This window comes from Methylobacterium sp. WL7, assembly GCF_008040085.1.
Classification (GTDB): Bacteria; Pseudomonadota; Alphaproteobacteria; order Rhizobiales; family Beijerinckiaceae; genus Methylobacterium; species Methylobacterium mesophilicum.
In genome coordinates this window covers 22,300-39,068 of sequence record NZ_VRVG01000041.1, presented here as the reverse complement: position 1 = coordinate 39,068, position 16,769 = coordinate 22,300, and the positions used below count along the sequence as shown (strand labels likewise).

The 16,769-nt window shown below is 70.5% G+C and carries 11 protein-coding genes; 7 read left to right on the top strand and 4 right to left on the bottom strand.

Features of this window, described 5'->3' with window-relative positions; translation table 11 throughout:
- Positions 1–75: 75 nt before the first annotated feature.
- The 4 genes from chlG to FV233_RS13065 form a co-directional block, all read right to left on the bottom strand.
- The gene (gene chlG, locus FV233_RS13080; protein ID WP_147897717.1) at positions 76–960 is read right to left on the bottom strand and encodes a chlorophyll synthase ChlG; all 885 of its coding nucleotides are present in this window, start codon (positions 958–960) and stop codon (positions 76–78) included.
- A gap of 1,036 nt (positions 961–1,996) precedes the next feature.
- A complete protein-coding gene (locus tag FV233_RS13075; protein ID WP_147897716.1) occupies positions 1,997–3,418 on the bottom strand; it encodes a DUF2254 family protein in 1,422 nt (473 codons plus the stop codon).
- Positions 3,419–3,865: 447 nt separating this feature from the next.
- Positions 3,866–5,314: a transcriptional regulator PpsR gene (ppsR, locus tag FV233_RS13070; RefSeq protein WP_147897715.1), complete on the bottom strand. Its 1,449-nt coding sequence runs from the start codon at positions 5,312–5,314 to the stop codon at positions 3,866–3,868.
- 27 nt (positions 5,315–5,341) lie between these two features.
- A complete protein-coding gene (locus FV233_RS13065) occupies positions 5,342–6,253 on the bottom strand; it encodes a cobalamin B12-binding domain-containing protein (protein ID WP_147856958.1) in 912 nt (303 codons plus the stop codon).
- Between the two features lie 325 nt (positions 6,254–6,578).
- Here FV233_RS13065 and bchF point away from each other — a divergent pair, with 325 nt between their 5' ends.
- The 7 genes from bchF to FV233_RS13030 are packed head-to-tail and all read left to right on the top strand — an operon-like array spanning position 6,579 to position 16,767.
- Complete coding sequence (gene bchF, locus FV233_RS13060; protein ID WP_147856957.1) at positions 6,579–7,085, top strand: 2-vinyl bacteriochlorophyllide hydratase; 507 nt, start codon at positions 6,579–6,581, stop codon at positions 7,083–7,085.
- 50 nt (positions 7,086–7,135) lie between these two features.
- Entirely contained in the window at positions 7,136–8,371 is a 1,236-nt protein-coding gene (locus tag FV233_RS13055) for a ferredoxin:protochlorophyllide reductase (ATP-dependent) subunit N (protein ID WP_147897719.1), read from the top strand.
- 4 nt (positions 8,372–8,375) lie between these two features.
- Positions 8,376–9,959, top strand: a complete 1,584-nt coding sequence (gene bchB, locus FV233_RS13050; protein WP_147897714.1) for a ferredoxin:protochlorophyllide reductase (ATP-dependent) subunit B — start codon at positions 8,376–8,378, stop codon at positions 9,957–9,959.
- Positions 9,949–13,695, top strand: a complete 3,747-nt coding sequence (locus tag FV233_RS13045; protein WP_147854052.1) for a magnesium chelatase subunit H — start codon at positions 9,949–9,951, stop codon at positions 13,693–13,695. Before bchB ends, FV233_RS13045 begins: the two co-directional genes overlap by 11 nt.
- Entirely contained in the window at positions 13,692–14,585 is an 894-nt protein-coding gene (gene bchL / locus FV233_RS13040; RefSeq protein WP_147854053.1) for a ferredoxin:protochlorophyllide reductase (ATP-dependent) iron-sulfur ATP-binding protein, read from the top strand. The genes FV233_RS13045 and bchL overlap by 4 nt, the downstream gene beginning before the upstream one ends.
- Entirely contained in the window at positions 14,585–15,340 is a 756-nt protein-coding gene (gene bchM, locus FV233_RS13035) for a magnesium protoporphyrin IX methyltransferase (RefSeq protein WP_147854054.1), read from the top strand. The genes bchL and bchM overlap by 1 nt, the downstream gene beginning before the upstream one ends.
- Positions 15,337–16,767, top strand: coding sequence for a BCD family MFS transporter (locus FV233_RS13030; protein ID WP_147854055.1), 1,431 nt, complete (start codon positions 15,337–15,339; stop codon positions 16,765–16,767). The genes bchM and FV233_RS13030 overlap by 4 nt, the downstream gene beginning before the upstream one ends.
- Positions 16,768–16,769 lie beyond the last annotated feature (2 nt).

The window sequence follows — 16,769 nt, the reverse complement described above, 5'->3', positions numbered from 1 at the left end:
CGCGAGGCCCACCCTCCCCCGCAGAGGGGGGAGGGAAGGCGGTGGCGCTTCCCGCGCTCGAACCCGAAGGCGTCATCACGCCCCTCCCACCAGAGGCCGCAGCGCGAAGGCGGCGACCAGCATGCCGAGGACGTAGAGGGTCGTGCCGGTGCCGTTGTACCAGGCCGCCCGCTCGCGCGGGCTCTTCAGGAACCGGACCATCAGGGCGAATTGCCCGGCGAGCAACGCCGCCACCAGGGCGGCGTGGGCCTCGCGCTCCCAGGCGAACAGCAGCCCGATCACCACCACCTGCGGCACCGCCATGACCAGGCAGGCGAAGCGGGCGGCCCGGTCCGAGCCCATCTGCACCGGCAGGGACATCAGCCCCATGCGCCGGTCGCCCTCCACGGACTTGAAATCGTTGAGCGTCATGATCCCGTGGGCGCCGATGGAATACAGCAGGGCGACGAGCAGCACCCGCCGGTCGGGCAGGGCGGCGGCCATCACGGCGGCGCCGGTGAACCAGGGCAGGCCCTCGTAGCAGAGCCCGACCGCGGCATTCCCCCACCACCCGTTCTTTTTGAGACGCAGGGGCGGCGCGGAATAAATCCAGGCCAGCACCAGCCCGAACAAGGCGGCCCCGAGGATCCAGGGCCCCAGCGCCGCCGCGACCAGCAGCGACAGCAGGGTCCAGCCCAAGGCCAGGTAGAGGCCCCACCGGCCGGGTATACGCCCGGACGGGATCGGCCGGTTCGGCTCGTTGATCGCGTCGACGTGCCGGTCGAACCAGTCGTTGGCGGCCTGGCTCGTGGCGCAGACCAGCGGCCCGGCGAGCACGATGCCCGCGGCGATCACCGGCCATTGCCCGTGGGCCGGCTGTCCGGATGAGATCACCCCGCAGGCGAACGCCCACATCGGAGCGAACCAGGTGAGGGGCTTGAGCAGCTCGACGACTGCGCTCGGTGCGGGCGTGGCGGCCATGGACGCAGGCTACCGGGGCCGCCGGGCGTGTCAAGCTGGATTTACACTTGGCGAAACCGTGTCGCGGCGGCTTGGCGTACAAAGGCCCGGGAAGTTTACGAATACAAAATCCAATATCAGTCCAGCGCGACCACGACGGCGCGCGCGGCCGCCCGCTCGATCGTTCGCACGACCGAGCCGATGCGGGCCAGCCTTCGTCAACTCCACGAAGTCTGACGGCGCCGATTCTTCGTGAATCCCGGATGTTCGCCGGCCGCCGGACGCGGCACCGCGAAGTCTGGCGGGCCGCGGACCGGCCGGGGCCCCGCATCCGGGATCGTCCGCCGCGGATCGGACCGAGCCGCCCTGAAACGAAAAACAGCCCCGGGCTTGCGCCACGAGGCTGGAAGGTTGCCCCTCACTTTATTGCAGCGTGGCTGAAGCACAGGGCGCCACCTGAAGACACCCGCGCCGACGGATCGAGGGGAATGGACGTCGGCGCGGGCGGTGCCGGCTCGTCGCCGACAACTGGATTTTGCACAACCGATCCCGGAATGCACGGCGGAAAACCACGCAGGCACACAGATAATTCTCAGTCGTCGATCAAATTTTTGTCAGGCTTCGCGCTTCGATACTGCAACGAATTGAATACAAGATCACATATTCCGGCATTGCCTCGGAAGATCGCTGCGAATGCTACCTGTGATCTGCAGCAATCCCAGGATTCCCGCCCCACGATCCATACGAGCCCGCCCTGTCCTTGCCGGCCCGGGATGCCGGAGCCGATCATCGGGCCTCGCGCGCTTCCGCGGGGTCTGAGGCACCCCTTTCAGGGTGCTTGCGGCAGCGGACCGTCCCGCTTGCCTGCCGACGCTTGGTCCTTGCCGATGTCGTTCTGAGAACAACCCCGTCATCCCGTCTGGGGGATCAAACCTCGGGGGATGAATCTTCCAACCCGCGTAGCCCGTAGCAGCAACGGGGGCGGGCCGGTATGCCGCCAGGAAGCGTCGGGCGCACCGCCTTGCCCCAGGGCCCGGGACCCGGATCGCAGGCCCCGCTACGAGACCGTGCCGGGCACGCGGGTCGACCGGGAGTTGAGCCGGCCCAGGCTTTCCGCCAGCCCGGACGCGGCGTCGGACACGGCGCCCGCCACGGTGGCGAAGCCGCGCGCCCGCAGCGCCTCCGTGAGGTCGGCCAGGGCGGCTTCGAGCTGGCGGGTCAGGACATGCTCGCCGAGGCTCGACAGCGCCCGGCTGGCGATGTCGGCGAGCCGGGCGGCGGTGGCCGGATCGACGTGGCGCAGCAGGATCGCCACGCTGGAGAGGGCTTCGGCAAGCGTCTGGGACTGCATCGATTCCGAGGCCACCACGATCACGGCCTCCAGGGCGTCGGTGGCCGCGATCGGGGCGGCATCGCCGTACACGATGCCGGATCCCGCATCCTCGCCCGTTGCGGTCGCGCCGTCGCCCCAGTGCGCGATGATGTCCCGCAGGGCCTGGACGACCGAGAGCCCCGGGCTGGGATTCGACTTCGACGTGGACACCGAGGTCCACGCGATGGTGGCGAGCTGGTGCAGACCGTAGGTGGCATCGTTCCGGAGGTCGCGCCCGTCATCGTAGGAGAGCGCCTTCAGCGCCTCCCCGACGACGGCCTCGCGCGCCGCCGCGTCGAGCGGCGCGCCGGGCCGGCCGCGCAGCCGGAACAGCGGATCGTGCAGAGCCCGGTAGGTCCCGACCGCGATCTCGAACTCGATCTCCGCGGCCCCGCCCGCATGCCGGTCCAGGGCCGCCTGGATCCGGTCGAGGTCGAGGCCGACGACGTAGCCGCACTCGCGGGAGCGGATCACGGCGACGACCGGCCAGTCGCCCCGGGCGGTCCTGCGGGTCGCGGCGAGCCGGCGCAGATCGGTCGCGCGGGCCTCCAGCACGCGGCCGTGGATGAACTGGATGATCTGGGCGGGCCGCATCTGGTCGATCGTGTTGTAGATCATCACGATGATCAGGCAGAGCGCAGAAGTGGTCAGCACCAGGGCCAGGGATGTGCCGAACACCGGCCGGTGAAAGCCGGTATTGGTCACGAGGGTCATCAGGACGAAGACCGACAGGCCGACGAAATACCCGAAGTAGAACTGGTTGGTGCGCCGGGCCATGAACTGGTCGGTCACCTGGGCGGTGAGCGCGGCCGCGCCCTGCTGCACGGCGATGAGCAGGAGGGAGAAGGTGATCGACGTCACCGTGATGATGCTCGACGCCACGGTGGTCAGCAGGCTGCCCAGGGCGGCGCTGTCGCCCAACAGGTCGCCGAGCCACCGGAAACCGGCCGGCGCCTGCCCGGCGGACCACGACCGGTCGGCGAGATAGATCAGGGCGTTCAATCCCACGAAGCCGAGCACGGTGGCCAGCGGCAGGGCGAGGAATTGCCGGAACGACCGCTTCACGGCGTTGAGGAACCGGTTCGGCAGCGACGTGATGGTGGCCATGCTCGACGTTCGCTGTCGCGCGGCGTGCGCTCGGGATGCGGTATGGCACGGATACGGGGGACCGTCCGCCCTCGGGGTGATGCGGATCGGACGACTTGTGCAACGTCCGCGCTTCACCGTGGGGGGGGGGCGGCCCTCGGCCACGCCTGCCGCCCACCCGCTGTCGGGCTACGATAGGCCCGCCCCCTGCCGGCCCCGATCTTCACACATCGCCCGGTGGATGTGGACCGACGCTAACCCCAAGCGCGTCTCCCTCCCCCCTCTGCGGGGGAGGGTGGGCACGTGATGGCCTCGGACAGACTGCTCATGCGGTCGAGAACCATCCGACTGCAACGTGTGAATCCGCAAGCCCACAAGGGGGAGGGGAAAAGGCCGTAAGCGTCGGCGCTTACGGCCAGGCCCGCTGGACGCAGCCGGCAGCCGCGCCTTCCCCAACCTCAAAAAGAATCACCCGTCATCGGCCGGTGAGTCGAGGTCGCCGACGCCGTAGCGGCGCATCTTGGCGTAGAGGCCCTGGCGGCTGAGGCCGAGCATCTCGGCCGCGGAGGCGCGGTTGTCCCGGGTGATCCGCAGGGCCGCCTCGATGCACAGCTTCTCGATCAGGTCGGTAGTCTCGCGGACCAGGGTCTTCATCGAGACCCGGCCGACCAGCTCGGCCATCTGCTCCACCGAGCGCGGCACGTCGCGGCTGCCGGCGAGCCGCCCCTCCGGGATCCGCCGCGGGGCGGAGCGGATCGCGAAGCCGAGGCACGGGCGGGACCCGGGCACCGAGACGGCGGCGACCTCGACATCCTCGACGCCGCCATAGGTGCCGCGGATCACGGTGGCGAAGCGGCGCACGGAACCGTGGTCCACGAGGCTGGCGAACAGGGCCTGCGCCTCGGTATCCTCGCGGCCGAGCCACTGGTCGAGGGTGCGGCCCCGGGCCTGGCTCTCGGTGGCGAGCTGCGCCAGCTCCAGGAAGGCGGCGTTGGCCATCAGGACCCGGCGGGCCGGATCGGTGACCACGAAGCCCTCGGGCATCGCCTCGATCACCGCGCGGGTCGGCGCCTCCTGGTCGGAGCCGGCCTCGGCGGCGGCCGAATCGGCCACGATCCGCATCAGCGCGCTCGGGCCGCCCTCGCCGCGGAACAGCGACACCGAGACCGTGACCTCGCCGCGCCCGTGCGGCAGCGCGGCCCGCAACTCGCCGGCCTGCCCGGTCGCCCGCAGGGCGGCGAACTGCGCTTCCAGGGAGCGGGCGCTGCCCGCCTCGAACAGGTCGACCGCGTCCTGGCCGGCCAGCCGCTTGGCCGGGCGGCCGAGCAGGCGTGCGGCGGCGGGGTTCGCCTCGATCACCCGGCGGGTGCCGGCATCGAGCACCAGCACCGGCTCGCCGGAGATCTGGAACAGCAGCCGGTACCGGGTCTCGGCGGCGCGCAGGCGGTCGTAGTCGCGCTCAAGGGCCTGCTGGGCGTCGGTGAGCCGGCGCTGGAGCGCGGCCACCGCCCGCATGTCCCGGCCGAGGATCAGGATCGGGCCGCCCTCCACCGAGCGCAGGGAGGCGTAGCGGATCGGCAGGTCGACGCCGCTGGGGGAGGGGTGGTTGATCTGCCGCCAGCGGGTGATGCCGCCGGTCTGGGCGTCGCGCAGCAGCGCGTCGACCTTCGGCCGGCTCTCGATCGTCACGGTGTCGATCCAGCGCCGCCCGAGCCAGCCGGGGATGTTCTCGGCGTCGAGGTCGGCAGCCGCCGTCGCATCCCGAATCACCCCGTCGGCATCCACCACCAGGGACAGGTCGGCCGATGCCGCGACGAGGCGTCCGACCGCCTCTCCGTCGAGGTGGCCGGCCACCTGGAGCAGCGCCTGAGGCGGCGGCTGCGGGGTGGGGTGAGGCTGGGGCGTCACGATCACCATTGCGTGAGAGTTGAAAATTTGCCCCTTTCAGCAGGCCATGGCCCGTCTGTCCAGCAAAGCTTCGGCGGTCGCCGGCGCCAAGCAGCCGTCCGGCGCGCAAGCGTCCGCCCCGACGATGCCCGCCTCGCCGCCGTAGCGCGCGAAATACGGGCCGCCGACGATGACCCGGACCTCCGGGTTGCTGGAGGCTTTCCGGACATCCGTCACGGTGCCGGACAGCGCCGGCAGGAACACGTCGCAGGACAGTGACAGGCCGACCACGTCGAACCACTCCGCGCGCAGCAGGGTCAGGGGATCGACCCCGGGGCCGGGGACCGCCGTGGTCACGTCCCAGCCGGCCTCGCGGAAGAAGCTCGCGACGATCGACAGGCCGAAATGGTGGGTCTCGCCGGGGCAGGGCAGCAGCAGCACGCTGCGGCCGTTGGCCGGCACGGTCTCGTCCTCGAGCTGCGCGCAGAGGCGCCGGCTCACCGCCTGCAGCCGGCCGAGTCCCTCGGTCACGGCCAGGAAATCGCAGGCGTCCTCCTCCCAGAGTTCCCCGAGATGGCGCGCGGCCGGGGCGAGCAGGTCGAGCAGCAGGCGCGGCAGCGGCAGCCCGCCCTCGCGCAGCGCGGAGACCTGGCCGTCCAGGTCGATCGGCCCGGGGGCCAGAAGCAGGGCGCTGAAGGCCGCGATCTCCTCCGGGCTCGGCGCCCGGTCGCTCTGGGCCCGGCGCCCGACCGGCCGGTGGGCCATCATCAGGCGGGGCAGGATCTCCGCCTCGACCAGGCGGGCCAGCGCGTCCGGCACCGCCTTGTCGTCGGAGGAGGGGCGCGGGATGGCTTGGTGGCGCACCCGCGGCCCGTCGCCGTAGGCCGACAGTCCGTCGCCCATCGCGCCGCATCCGCCCGCGATCGGACCTGGATCCAGACGCTCACCGAAATGCCTCCAGTCTCCCATCGGCATCCCTCCCAGAAGCGGCCCCGACCCGGGTGGGCCGGCGGTTCCGCAAGCGCGTCGAGTGCGGCGTTGCCCGCCGGTCTTCTCAAGTCTTCGTCGTCGCAGATCCTCGAATCGAACCAGCCAAGCCATCGAAAGCGTCGACCAGCGTTCGGAACGATACCTGAGCCGTCGATCTTGGCAATGACTTGGAACAAAGAAAATATATCAAACCGGTGTCACTCCAACAAGGCGTCAAGCGGACTTGACACTTTTGGTGCCGCGGCCCTAGCCTCTGCCAACGATGACACCCGACGGGCGTCGCCGAGCACAGGGGAGCGGATGCATGGGTCCCGGGGACCGGCCATCACGACCGCTCTACACGTCCGCCCAGCGCCAGAGACGCGACGCCTCGCCCTGGACGCTGGTGCAGGGGCTGCTCGCCCCGCTGCAATTCCTGATCTTCCTGGTGAGTCTGGTCCTGGTGCTGCGGGCGCTCGCCACCGGGCACGGCCTGTTCGCCGCCCAAGTTTCGGTCGTCGCCAAGACCCTGGCACTCTACGCGATCATGGTCACCGGCTCGATTTGGGAAAAGGTCGTATTCGGCCGCTGGCTGTTCGCCCCGGCCTTCTTCTGGGAGGACGTGGTCAGCATGCTGGTGCTTGCGCTCCACACCGCCTACCTCGCCGCACTGATCACCGGCGCCCTGGATGAGCGGGCCCTGCTGATCCTCGCGCTGGCGGCCTACGCCACCTACGTGATCAACGCCGGCCAGTTCCTGCTCAAGCTCCGGGCCGCCCGCCTGGGAGGCCTCGACGCCGACCGGCCGCATCTGGCGGAGGCGCTGTCGTGAACGCGCCCGTCCAACCGCCCGTCACTGCAACATCGGCCGCCTGCGGCAGCATCGATTTCCATCAGGAGCACGGTCAGCGCGCGGTGTTCTGCGGGCTCACCGGCATCGTCTGGCTGCACCGGAAGATCCAGGACGCGTTCTTCCTGGTGGTCGGCTCCCGCACCTGTGCCCACTTGATCCAGTCGGCGGCCGGGGTGATGATCTTCGCCGAGCCGCGCTTCGCCACTGCGATCATCGACGAGCGCGACCTCGCCGGCATCGCCGACGCCAACGAGGAACTCGACCGGGTCGTCACCCGGCTGATCGAGCGCCGGCCCGACATCAAGCTGCTGTTCCTCGTGGGCTCCTGCCCGTCCGAGGTGATCAAGCTCGATTTGTCCCGGGCGGCCCAACGCCTGTCGGGGCGCCTCGCGCCGGTGCGGGTGTTGAACTATTCCGGCTCCGGCATCGAGACGACCTTCACGCAGGGCGAGGATGCCTGCCTGGCCGCCCTCGTGCCGGAGTTGCCCCGGTCATCCGCCGATGCAGAGCCGTCGCTCCTGATCGTCGGCGCACTGGCGGACGTGGTTGAGGACCAGTTCGTCCGGATGTTCTCCGCGATGGGGATCACGGACGTCCGGTTCCTTCCGGCCCGCCGCGCCGGAGCCATGCCGGCGGTCGGACGAAACACCCGCTACCTGCTGGCCCAGCCATTCCTGGCCGATACCGCCCGGGCCCTCGACGAGCGCGGCGCCCACCGCCTCGCCGCTCCGTTCCCGCTCGGCGCCGAGGGCACCACCGGCTGGCTGCAGGCGGCCGCCGAGGCGTTCGACGTTGCCGACGAATCCTTCGCGGCAGCGACCGCGGCCGGTCGCGCTAGGGCTCAGACCGCGCTTGCGGCCCACCGCGAAAATCTCACTGGCAAGCGGGTGTTCTTCTTCCCCGACTCCCAGCTCGAAGTGCCGCTTGCCCGGTTCCTCGCCCGCGAACTCGGCGCGGAACTCGTCGAGGTCGGGACCCCGTACCTCCACCGGGCGCATCTGGCGGCCGAGATCGAGATGCTGCCGGCGGGGACCCGCGTGACCGAGGGCCAGAGCCTCGACGACCAGATGGACCGCTGCCGGGCGGCGCGTCCGGACCTCACAGTCTGCGGCCTCGGTCTCGCCAACCCGCTTGAGGCCGAGGGCCTGTCGACCAAGTGGTCGATCGAGCTGCTGTTTACGCCCGTGCAGGGCTACGAGCAGGCCGGCGACCTTGCCGAATTGTTCGCGCGTCCGCTCCGGCGTCGCGCGCTGTTGGAGGTGTAGGGCGATGCAGCTCACCCTCTGGACCTACGAAGGCCCCCCGCATATCGGCGCGATGCGCGTCGCCACCGCGATGACCGGGCTGCACTACGTGCTGCACGCACCGCAGGGCGATACCTACGCGGACTTGCTGTTCACGATGATCGAGCGGCGCGATGCCCGCCCGCCGGTCACCTACACGACCTTCCGGGCGCAGGATCTCGGCCGCGATACCGCCGAGCTGTTCAAGACCTCGGTCGCCGCCGCCTACGCGCGCTTCCAGCCGCAGGCGATGATCGTCGGCGCCTCCTGCACCGCCGAGCTGATCCAGGACGATCCGGGCGGGCTGGCCAAGGCCCTCGACCTACCGATCCCGGTGATCCCGCTGGAGCTGCCGGCCTATCAGAAGAAAGAGAACTGGGGCGCGTCAGAGACCTTCTATCGGCTGGTCCGGGCGCTCGCCGGAGCCCCGGGCCCGCGTCCAGCGCACGAGCCGGGCCGGCGTCCGCTCTGCAACATCCTCGGCCCGACGGCGCTCGGCTTTCGCCACCGCGACGACCTGATCGAGATCCGCAGGCTGCTCGATACGCTCGGGGTCGACGTGAACGTGGTGGCGCCGCTGGGTGCCAGCCCGGCCGACCTCGGTCGCCTCAAGGAGGCCGACTTCAACGTCGTGCTCTACCCGGAGACCGCTCGCAGCGCAGCCGAGTATCTGAAGAAGAGTTTCGGGCAGCCGTTTACCCGTGAGGTGCCGCTCGGCGTCGGCGCCACGCGCCGCTTCGTCGCCGAGGTTGCGGACCTCGCCGGCCTCGATCCGGCGCCGCTCCTCGACGGCCCCGGCTCGCGGCTCCCGTGGTACTCGCGCTCTGTCGATTCGACCTACCTGACCGGCAAGCGCGTCTTCGTGTTCGGCGACGCCACGCACGCCATCGGCATCGCCCGGATGGCGGCGCGGGAGCTCGGCTTCACCGTCGTCGGCCTTGGAACCTACAGCCGCGAATTCGCCCGCGAAGTTCGGGCCGAGGCCGCCGAGCACGGCGTCGAGGCTCTGGTCACCGACGATTATCTCGACGTCGAGGCCGCGATCCGCGCCGCCGCCCCCGAGTTGGTCCTCGGGACCCAGATGGAGCGCCACGTCGCCAAGCGGCTCGGCATCCCCTGTGCGGTCATCTCAGCCCCGATCCACGTCCAGGACTTCCCGGCGCGCTACGCTCCGCAATTGGGTTTCGAGGGCGCCAACGTCCTGTTCGACACCCTGGTCCATCCGTTGATGATGGGCTTGGAGGAGCACCTGCTCGGGATGTTCCGGGAGGACCCCGAATTCCACGACGGCGTCGGGCCCTCGCATCTCGGCGGCAACGCCCTCGCGGTCTCCACGCCGGAAGCATCCGAGGCGGCCGATCCGGCACCGCCGGCGGCGATCCTCCTCGACGAGGACGTCGTGATCACGGCCGCGTCCTGGGCGCCCGAGGCCGAGAAGGAGCTGAAGAAAATCCCGTTCTTCGTGCGCGGCAAAGCGCGCAGCAACACGGAGAAATTCGCCCGTGAGCGGCGGCTGCCGCTCATCACCCTCGAAACCCTCTACGACGCCAAGGCGCATTATGGCCGCTAGAGCGCTCACCGCCGGCCAGGCGGCCGGCTCGGCCAAGGCGGACGCATCCAAGCGTCGGCCGCCGATCCGAGTCGTCATCGTCACGCTCGACAACCACCTCGCGAGCGCGGTGGAGCGGGCACGCCTGCGCCTGCGGTCCGAGATGCCGGGGGTGGTGCTCGGCTTCCATGCCGCGGCGGAGTGGGACAACGATCCCGCCTCGCTCGACGCCTGCCGGGGTGACATCGCGCAGGCCGACATCGTGCTTTCGGCCATGCTGTTCATGGATGAGCACGTCCGGGCGATCCTCCCGGCGCTCGCGGCCCGGCGTGACGATTGCGACGCGATGGTCGGCTGCATGTCGGCGAGCGCGGTGGTGAAGACGACCAGGCTCGGCCGCTTCGATATGAGCGGCAACAAGCGCAGCGCCCTCGACTTCCTGAAGAAGCTGCGTGGCAAGCCCGGCCAGCAGGGCAATGCTGGCCGGCAGATGGCGCTGGTGCGCAAGCTGCCGAAGATCCTGCGCTTCATTCCGGGCTCGGCGCAGGACGTGCGCGCCTATTTCCTGACCCTGCAATACTGGCTCGCCGGCTCGGACGAGAACGTCGCCGCCCTGGTCCGCTTCCTGGTGCACCGCTACGCCGCCGGCGCCCGCGTGGCGTGGCGCGAGGGACCGGCCGCGCCTGCCCCGCTCGACTATCCCGAGACCGGCCTCTACCACCCCCGCCTGGCCGGCCGGATGGGCCAGGATCCGTCCCGGCTGCCCCGCAACACCGACGCGAAGGGCCGCGTCGGGCTGCTGCTGATGCGCAGCTACGTGCTGGCCGGCAACACCGCCCATTACGACGGGGTGATCGCCGCCCTCGAAGCCCGGGGCCTTGAGGTGGTGCCGGCCTTCGCCAGCGGCCTCGACAACCGTCCGGCCGTGGACGCCTTCTTCATGCAGGACGGGCGCGCCCGCATCGACGCCCTGGTGTCGCTCACCGGCTTCTCGCTCGTCGGCGGCCCGGCCTACAACGACGCCGCCGCCGCCGAGGCGATGTTGGCCCGGCTCGACGTGCCCTACATCGCCGCCCAGGCGCTGGAATTCCAGACGATCGAGCAGTGGGAGGCGGGCGAGCGCGGCCTGTCACCCGTGGAGGCGACCATGATGGTCGCGATTCCCGAACTCGACGGCGCCACCGCGCCGATGGTGTTCGGCGGCCGCTCGTCGGCCTCCGGCAGCGACAACGCCCGGGACATGCGCGCCCATCCCGAACGGGTCGCGCGGCTGGCCCAGCGGGTGCGGAGCCTCGTGTCCCTACGCAGGACGCCCAAGGCCGAGCGTAAGATCGCCGTGGTGCTGTTCAACTTCCCGCCGAATGCCGGCGCCACCGGCACGGCGGCGTTCCTGTCGGTTTACGCCTCGCTGCTCAACACCCTGAAGGGCCTGGCCGGGGAAGGCTACACCGTGGATGTCCCGGAGACCGTCGACGCCCTGCGCAACGGGATCCTCGAGGGCAACGCCAAGCGCTACGGGACCCAGGCCAACGTCCACGCCCGCATCCCGGCGGAGAACCACGTGCGCCGGGAGACCTACCTGGCCGAGATCGAGGCCCAGTGGGGCCCGGCACCTGGCCGCCACCAGACCAACGGCGCCGACCTGTTCGTGCTCGGCGCGCAGTTCGGTAACGTCTTCGTCGGGGTGCAGCCGGCCTTCGGCTACGAGGGCGACCCGATGCGGCTGCTGTTCGAGCGCGGCTTCGCGCCGACGCACGCGTTCTCGGCCTTCTACCGCTACCTGCGCGAGGATTTTTCCGCCGACGCCGTGCTGCATTTCGGGACGCACGGGGCGCTCGAATTCATGCCCGGCAAGCAGACCGGCCTGTCCGAGGCCTGCTGGCCGGAGCGGATGATCGGGGCGCTGCCGAACATCTACCTCTACGCCGCCAACAACCCGTCCGAGGGGACGCTCGCGAAGCGCCGCTCCGCCGCGACCCTGGTGAGCTACCTCACCCCGAGTCTGGCCACCGCCGGGTTGTATCGCGGGCTGCTCGACCTGAAGAGCTCGATGGAGCGCTGGCGCGGGCTCGATCTCGAAGCGGCGGCCGAGCGCGAGACCCTCGCCCGGATGATCCAGGACCAGGGCGCGGCCCTCGACCTCGTGGCCGCCGAGCCGGCCTGGACCGGCGATCTCGGCGTCCGGGTCGGCGACCTCTGGTCCGCCGTTCAGGAGTTGGAGCAGACCCTGATCCCGCACGGGCTGCACGTGGTCGGCGAAGGTGTCCCGGAGGAGGAGCGGATCGATCTGCTGCTCGCCCTGGCGGAGGCCTCGCACGGGCTGAAGCCGGACCGTGCGGGCATAGCCGCCCTGGTCGCCGGCGCCGGCATCGAGACCGCCTTCGCGGCCTCCGGGCTGCCCGGCGATCCCGAGACCCGCACCGCCTTCTCGGACCTCGCCCGGAGCGAAACCCTGCTGGCGCGGGACCACGAGGTCCCGGCCCTGCTGCGGGCGCTCGACGGCCGCTTCATCCCGCCGGTGGCCGGGGGCGACCTTCTGCGCAACCCCGCGATCCTGCCGACCGGACGCAACATCCACGGCTTCGACCCGTACCGCCTGCCCTCGACCTTCGCGGTGGCCGATGGCGTCCGGCAGGTCGAGCGCATCCTCGAGCGCTTCGCCGCAGACGGCAAACCCTATCCCGAGAGCGTCGCCCTGGTCCTGTGGGGGACCGACAATCTCAAGAGCGAGGGCGGCCCGATCGCGCAGGCGCTGGCCCTGATCGGCGCAGCCCCGCGCTTCGACGGCTACGGCCGGCTCAGCGGCGCCGAGCTGATCCCGTTGGAAACCCTCGGCCGCCCGCGGATCGACGCGGTGGTCACCCTCTCGGGTATTTTTCGAGATTTGCTGCCGCTCCAGACCAAGCTCCTCGCGGAAGCATCCTTCCTCGCCGCTACAGCCGACGAGCCGCTGGAAAAGAACTTCGTCCGGAAGCACGCGCTGGCAATCCAGGCGGAGCAGGGCTGCGACTTGGAGACCGCTGCGCTGCGGGTCTTCTCGAACGCCGAGGGCGCCTACGGAGCCAACGTCAACCAACTGGTCGATTCGGGGGCCTGGGACGACGATGCCGAGCTGTGCGAGACGTTCTCGCGGCGCAAGAGCTTCGCGTATGGCCGCACGGGCAAGCCGGCGCCGCAGCGGGCCCTGATGCAGGCGGTGCTGGCTTCGGTCGACATGGCCTACCAGAACCTCGACTCGGTCGAGGTCGGCGTCACCTCGGTGGACCATTACTTCGACGGGCTCGGCGGCATGGGCCGGGCGGTGGCGAAGGCCCGCGGCGCGGCGGTGCCGATCTACATCAGCGACCAGACCCGCGGGGAGGGGCGCGTGCGCTCCCTGGAGGAGCAGGTGGCGCTGGAGACGCGCACCCGCATGCTCAACCCGAAATGGTACGAAGGCCTGCTCGGCCACGGCTACGAGGGCGTGCGCCAGATCGAATCCCACCTGACCAACACGGTCGGCTGGTCGGCCACCGCCAACGCGGTCCAGCCCTGGATCTACGAGCGGATCACCGAGACCTACGTGCTCGACCCGGCCATGCGCGAACGCATGGCCTCCCTCAACCCCACCGCCTCCGCCAAGGTCGCCCAACGGCTGATCGAGGCTCACCGGCGCGGCTTCTGGACTCCGAACGCAGAGATGCGGGACGCCCTCGACCGGGCCGAGGAGGAATTGGAAGATCGTCTCGAAGGCGTCACCGCAGGAGTCGCCGCATGAACATCGCCATTCGCAACCCGGTCGTTGCCCGGAAGGAAGAAGGCAGTCTCCAGGTCGCCCTCGACCCGGACCTGAAGATCGACACCGCGAAGGTGTTCGCGGTCTACGGCAAGGGCGGGATCGGCAAGTCCACCACCTCGTCGAACCTGTCGGTGGCGTTCTCGAAGCTCGGCAAGCGGGTGCTGCAGATCGGCTGCGACCCAAAGCATGACTCGACCTTCACGCTGACCAAGCGACTCGCCCCGACGGTCATCGACGCCCTGGAAGCGGTGAACTTCCATTCGGAGGAGCTGCGCGTCGAGGACTTCGTGGTCGAGGGCTACAACGGCGTGATGTGCGTCGAGGCCGGCGGGCCGCCCGCGGGCACGGGCTGCGGCGGCTACGTGGTCGGCCAGACCGTGAAGCTCCTCAAGGAGCATCACCTGCTCGAGGATACCGACGTCGTCGTGTTCGACGTGCTGGGCGACGTGGTCTGCGGCGGCTTCGCCTCACCGCTCCAGCATGCCGACCGGGCGCTGATCGTCACCGCCAACGACTTCGACTCGATCTTCGCGATGAACCGGATCGTGGCGGCGATCCATGCCAAGTCCAAGAACTACCCGGTGCGGCTCGGCGGCGTCATCGCCAACCGCTCGGCCAAGACCGACGAGATCGACCGGTTCAACGACGCGGTCGGCCTGAAGCGGCTGGCGCACTTTCCCGACCTCGACGTGGTCCGCCGCTCGCGGCTCAAGAAGTCGACCCTATTCGAAATGGAATCCACCCCGGAGCTCGACGCCGTGACGGCCGAGTACATGCGGCTGGCCGAGACGCTCTGGGCCGGCGGGGAGCCATGCGAGGCCCTGCCGATGAAGGACCGCGACCTGTTCGAATTTTTGGGATTCGATTGATGGCGGGCGCCAGCTACGACACCCGCAGGGGTGAACTGACCACCTACTTCGACCGCACCGCGGTCGAGGCCTGGTCGCGCCTGACCTCCGATGCGCCGGTGAGCCGGATCCGCGCCACCGTGCGGGCCGGCCGGGACGCGATGCGCGGGACGCTGCTCTCCTGGCTGCCCGCCGACATGACCGGCCTGCGCCTGCTCGATGCCGGCTGCGGTACCGGGGCGCTCAGCGTCGAGGCCGCACGGCGCGGCGCGGAAGTTGTCGCTATCGACGTCTCGCCGACCCTGGTCGAACTCGCACGGGAGCGCCTGCCGGCGATATCCGGCGCCGGCCGGATCGACTTCCGCGTCGGCGACATGCTCGACCCGGATCTCGGCCGCTTCGACCACGTGGTCGCGATGGATTCGCTGATCCATTACCGCGCCGCCGACATCGTCCGGGCCCTCGCTGTCCTGGGCGCCCGCACCGACGGCTCGGTGCTGTTCACGGTGGCGCCCCGCACGGCGCTGCTGACCCTGATGCACGCGGCCGGACAGTTCTTCCCCCGCGGCGACCGCTCGCCGGCGATCGTTCCGGTGACGGAGGGCGGGCTCCGGCGGCGCATCTCTTCGGAGCCGGCGCTCGACCGGTTCGCCTGGGCGCGGAGTCACAGGGTCAACAGCGGTTTCTACCTGTCGAACGCGGTTGCGCTGACACGGACGCGCCCGTCCGGGCCTTCCGAACGCGGGGACGCGACCCGGCCCGGGGCGTCGTCATGAGTACGGCCTCCCAGAAACTCACCCGCGCCCTGATGCGCCTCGGCCCGGCGATCCTGCCCTTCGCGGACGCCGCCACCGTCGAGTTGCCGATGGGGCGTCTGCTGCGGCTCGCCCTGTTCCAGGTCACGGTCGGTATGGCGGCGGTGCTGCTGATCGGCACGCTCAACCGGGTGATGATCGTCGAACTCGGCGTGCCGGCCTGGATCGTCGCCGTGATGCTTGCCCTGCCGCTGATCTTCGCGCCGTTGCGGGCCCTGGTCGGGTTCCGTTCGGACACGCACCGCTCGGTCCTGGGCTGGCGGCGGGTGCCGTATATCTGGTTCGGCACCCTGCTCCAGTTCGGCGGCCTGGCGATCATGCCGTTCGCGCTGCTGATCCTGTCCGGCGACACCACCGGCCCACTCTGGGTCGGGGACGTGGCGGCGGCCTTCGCGTTCCTGCTGGTCGGAGCCGGTCTGCACACCACCCAGACGGTCGGCCTCGCCCTCGCCACCGACCTCGCCCCCGCGCATGCCCGGCCGAAGGTGGTGGCCCTGCTATGCGTCGCGCTGCTGTTCGGCATGATGGCAAGCGCCCTCCTGTTCGGGCTGTTCCTGGCCCACTTCTCCCCCGTGCGGCTGATCCAGGTGATCCAGGGCGCGGCCCTGGTGACCATCGTGCTGAACGGGATCGCCCTGTGGAAGCAGGAGCCGCGCGACCCGAACCGGAGCCGGACCGCCCCGGCGCGGGACTTCCGCTCCTCCTGGCGCGACTATGCCGGGCAGGGTGCCGCGCGGCGGCGCCTCGTGGCGATCGGGCTCGGCACCGCGGGGTTCTCGATGCAGGATATCCTTCTGGAGCCCTATGGCGGCCAGATCCTCCATCTCTCGGTCGGGGCGACCACGGCACTGACAGCGCTTCTCGCCGCCGGCGGTGGGCTCGGCCTGCTGATTGCCGCCCGCTGGCTCGGGCGCGGCGGCGACCCGTTCCGGGTCTCGGCGGTGGGCGTCGGCATCGGCATCCTGGCGTTCTCGGCGGTGGTCTTCGCGGCGCCGCTGGCCTCGTCCGACCTGTTCGCGGCCGGTGTGAGCCTGATCGGGCTGGGCGGCGGCCTGTTCGCCCACGGCACGCTCACCGCCTCGATGAACCGCGCCGGCCCCGAGGATACCGGGCTGGCGCTCGGGGCCTGGGGCGCCGTGCAGGCGACCGCAGCCGGCCTCTCGATCGCCGCCAGCGGCGTGGTGCGCGACGTCGGCGGCGCCATCGCCCAGTCGGGGGTGCTTGGCGAGGGCATGAACGAGCCCGCGATCGGCTACCTCATCGTCTACCACATCGAGATCGCCCTCCTGTTCGCGGCCCTGATCGCCCTGGGTCCGCTCGTGCGGGAGGACGCGCGTGCAACGGTTCGAGATCGCCTCGGCGGCACCCTTGCCGAACGGACGGCCTGAGA